This window comes from Kitasatospora sp. NPDC127116 (genome assembly GCF_042677365.1).
Classification (GTDB): domain Bacteria; phylum Actinomycetota; class Actinomycetes; order Streptomycetales; family Streptomycetaceae; genus Kitasatospora; species Kitasatospora lactacystinica.
Genome location: NZ_JBHXTL010000273.1, coordinates 1 through 3,500 on the forward strand (window position 1 = coordinate 1; position 3,500 = coordinate 3,500).

The window sequence follows — 3,500 nt, forward strand, 5'->3', positions numbered from 1 at the left end:
GTGGGTTGCGGGGTGGGGGGGGGGGGGGGTTAACCCGCCCCCCCCCACCCCCCACTCCCGGTGCCCGGGCACCGCTGCCGACCGGCGCCGCCGTCAGCCGAGGGCGGCCAACAGCCGCCGTTCCTTGGCGGGTTCGAGGCCCTGCCGCACCGCCGCCCCCGGCCGCCCCTTGCGCCCCTCGGCGTCGGTGTCCTCGACCGGCCCGCGCCGCCGCAGCCACTCCCAGGTGTCCCGCGCCGTCTCGGCGAACGGGCGGCAGCGCAGCCCGGCCGCCTCCGCCCGGCCGGTGTCGGCCAGCCAGGCGCCCGCCATCTCGGGCAGGTCCGGTGCCCAGAGGGGGAGTTCGGTCCACGCGCCCACCTGGTCCGGCCCCTCGGCGAGCAGCGGCTCGTCCGGCACCCAGACCAGCTCGGTGTCCGCGGCCCCCGCGACCTCCCGGCAGGTCGCCAGCCACTCGCCGAAGCTCAGCCGCCCGGGCGGCGCCGTGGTGATGCAGCGCCCCGTCGTCCCGGCCGTCAGCAGGTCCAGCCCGAAGCCGGCGAAGTCCCGGACGTCGATCACCTGCATGGTCCGCCGAGGATCCCCCGGGGCCAGCACCCGACCACCGCGTGCCATCCGCTCCAGCCACCAGGGCAGTCGGCCGCCGAACTCGTACGGTCCGACGAGCAGTCCGCTGTTCAGCACCAGCGTGCGCCCGGCGCCGAACCCCGCCAGCACGGCGCGCTCGCAGCCGGCCTTCAGGGCGGTGGCGGGCGGCTGGCCGGGCGGGGTGTCGGCGGGGCAGGGGTGCAGTGCGGAGTCCTCGTCGACCGCCCGGGCGGGCCAGTCGGCGAAGGCGTGCACGGAGGAGACGAAGGTGTAGTGGCCGGCCCGCTCGCGCAGCAGCCGGGCGCTGCGCGCGGCCTGGGCGGGCTGTTGGGCGGAGGTGTCGACGACGGCGTCCCAGCTGCGGCCGTCCACCAGCCGGGCGAGGTCCCCGGCACTGTCGCGGTCGCCCCGGACCGCCTCGACGCCGGGCAGGTCGGCGGCGCTGCGACCGCGGTTGAAGGTGGTCACCCGGTGGCCCCGGGCGAGGGCCTCGGCAGCGTAGGCCCGTCCCAGGAAGGACGAGCCCCCAAGCAAGAGGATCTTCATACCGAGGACCCTCTCCGGGCCGCACCGCCCGTACGCCCGGATTCGCGGTCAGCAGATGCCGGGCCGGAGAAGTCGGGCCGCAGAGGTCGGGTCACGGGTGTCGGGTCACGGGCGTCCGGTCACGGGCGTCGGGTCGCCGGATGCCGCGGGGCGTCCGGTCCGACATGCCGCCCCACCCGGCCCCGCTTAGCATCCGAGGTGTACCGCGGTCGGCGACCGAACCCCGGTCCGGCGCCCGCCCGGAGCACGGCCCGGAGCACGGCCCGGAGCACGGCCCGGAGCACGGCCCGGACGGCGGACCCGCCGGCCCCCGCCGGTGACGAACGGCCCGCCGACGCCGAGCACTCCGCCGACCGGCTGCCCGCCCCGGACGAAGGACCCGCGATGAACCAGCCCGAGCTGGAGGCCCTGGCCGCCGACGCGTACGTCTACGGCTATCCGCTGGTTGCCGGCCTCACCATGGTCGAGCGCTTCGCCCGCGGCGGCCTGGGCACCCTGCCGGCGGCGCCGTTCAACCACATCAGCCACGCCACCCGGCTGGCCGGTCCGGCCGACCGCTTCGTCTCGGTCAACAACGACACGATCTACTCGATCGCCCAGCTCGACCTCTCCGAAGGCCCCCAGGTGCTGCGCGTCCCGGACACCGCGGGCGCCTACTACGTGCTGCAGATCATCGACGCCTGGACGGACAACGTCGCCTACCTCGGCCGCCGGGCCACCGGCACCGGCGCGCAGACCTGGCTGATCGTCCCACCAGGCTGGCACGGCACCCCGCCGGACCCGAACCGGGTGATCGAGCTGCCGACCACCGTCGGCACCCTCGTCGGCCGCTTCGCCTGCACCGGGCCGGAGGACCTGCCCCGGGTCCGGGCCCTCCAGTCCGCCCTGGAACTGGAGCCGCTGGAACCCGGCGGCCTGGTCGCCGGACTCCCCGAGCCGGACGGGGACGTCCCCGAGCGGCTGGCCTTCTTCGAACGGCTGCGGGTCTGGATGCAGGCCTTCCCGCCCGCCACCGCGGACATCGAGTACCAGCGCCGCTTCGCCCCGCTCAGCCTGCTGGACGACGGCGCCTCGCCGTACCGCTCGGCCGCCCCCGAATGGACGCTGACGCTGGCCAAGGGCCTGGCCGCCGGCCGCGAACGGGTCGAGGACGCCACCCGCCCGCCCGAGGACCACCCGCCCGGCGAGTGGCGCAGCACGCTCCACCTGTTCGACTACAACACCGACCACCTGGGCCCCGGCACCCTGGACGACCCCGAGTGGCGCATCCCCGACCGCCGCGCCGCCTACCTCAGCCGGGCCGCCGCCGCCCGGGCCGGCCTCTGGGGCAACCACGCCTACGAGGCCTCGTACGCGATGACCTACGACGACTCCGACGGCCGACCCCTCACCGGGGCCCACGACTACACCCTGCGCTTCGACCAGCCGCCCCCGGCCGGGGCCTTCTGGTCCGTCACGATGTACTCCGTCCCGGACTACTACCTGGTGGAGAACCCGATCGACCGCTACTCGATCGGCGACCGCACCCCCGGCCTCGCGCACGCCGAGGACGGCTCCCTCACCCTGGCCCTCCAGCACGACCAGCCCGAGGACCCGGCCGCCGCCGCCAACTGGCTCCCCACCCCGCCCGGCGAGTTCCGCCCCATCCTCCGCATCTACCAGCCCGAGCCCGCCGTCCTGGACGGCAGCTACCAGCCCCCGCCGATCCACCGGGCCTGACGCCCCGCAACCCGCCCCCGCCCGAAGAGCTCGTGCCCGCCGTCCCGGCCGGCGACCGCCGGCCCCCTGACGCCCCGCGGCACGCCGACCACGCCCTCGGTCTCTCCCGCTGGCGCGCTGGCTCCGCGCCTCGCTTGGGAAGTCGGCCTGGTCGACTTCTTGTGCATCCTCGGTCCGGCTTCTGGGGGCGGCAGTGGCAGGTCGGTCCACGGCGCTGCTGCCCTGACCCTGTTGCGCACGAGAAGTCGGCCCGGTCGACTTCTCACGCATCCCCCCCTCCCCGGGGGCGGGCAGCTGCCGTCCCGTGCCCGCGGTCCTGGCCGGCAATCGCCGGCCCCCTGGCGCCCCGCAGCACGCCCACCACCCCTCGGCCTCTCCCGCTGGCGTGCTGGCTCCGCGCCTCGCTTGGGAAGTCGGCCTGGTCGACTTCTTGTGCATCCTCGGTCCGGCTTCTGGGGGCGGCAGTGGCAGGTCGGTCTGCATTGGCCGCCGATGCCCGACGCGTTGGGCGTGGGAAGTCGGCCCGCTCGACTTCTCACGCGTCCCTTCCTGCCCGGGGGCGGGCAGCTGCCGTCCCGTGCCCGCGGTCCTGGCCGGCAATCGCCGGCCCCCTGGCGCCCCGCAGCACGCCCACCACCCCTCGGCCT

2 protein-coding genes are annotated in these 3,500 nt (G+C 76.2%); one reads left to right on the forward strand and one right to left on the reverse strand.

What is annotated here, in order from left to right; genetic code table 11:
- Window positions 1-93: 93 nt before the first annotated feature.
- Window positions 94-1,134 carry an NAD-dependent epimerase/dehydratase family protein gene (locus tag ACFVHV_RS43490; RefSeq protein WP_380359373.1) on the reverse strand — a complete coding sequence of 347 codons (1,041 nt, stop codon included), beginning with the start codon at window positions 1,132-1,134 and terminating at the stop codon, window positions 94-96.
- Between the two features lie 384 nt (window positions 1,135-1,518).
- On the opposite strand from ACFVHV_RS43490, the gene ACFVHV_RS43495 reads away from it, so the two are divergent.
- Window positions 1,519-2,853 (forward strand): DUF1254 domain-containing protein, encoded by a 1,335-nt coding sequence (locus ACFVHV_RS43495; RefSeq protein ID WP_380359375.1) that lies wholly within the window; start codon window positions 1,519-1,521, stop codon window positions 2,851-2,853.
- Window positions 2,854-3,500 lie beyond the last annotated feature (647 nt).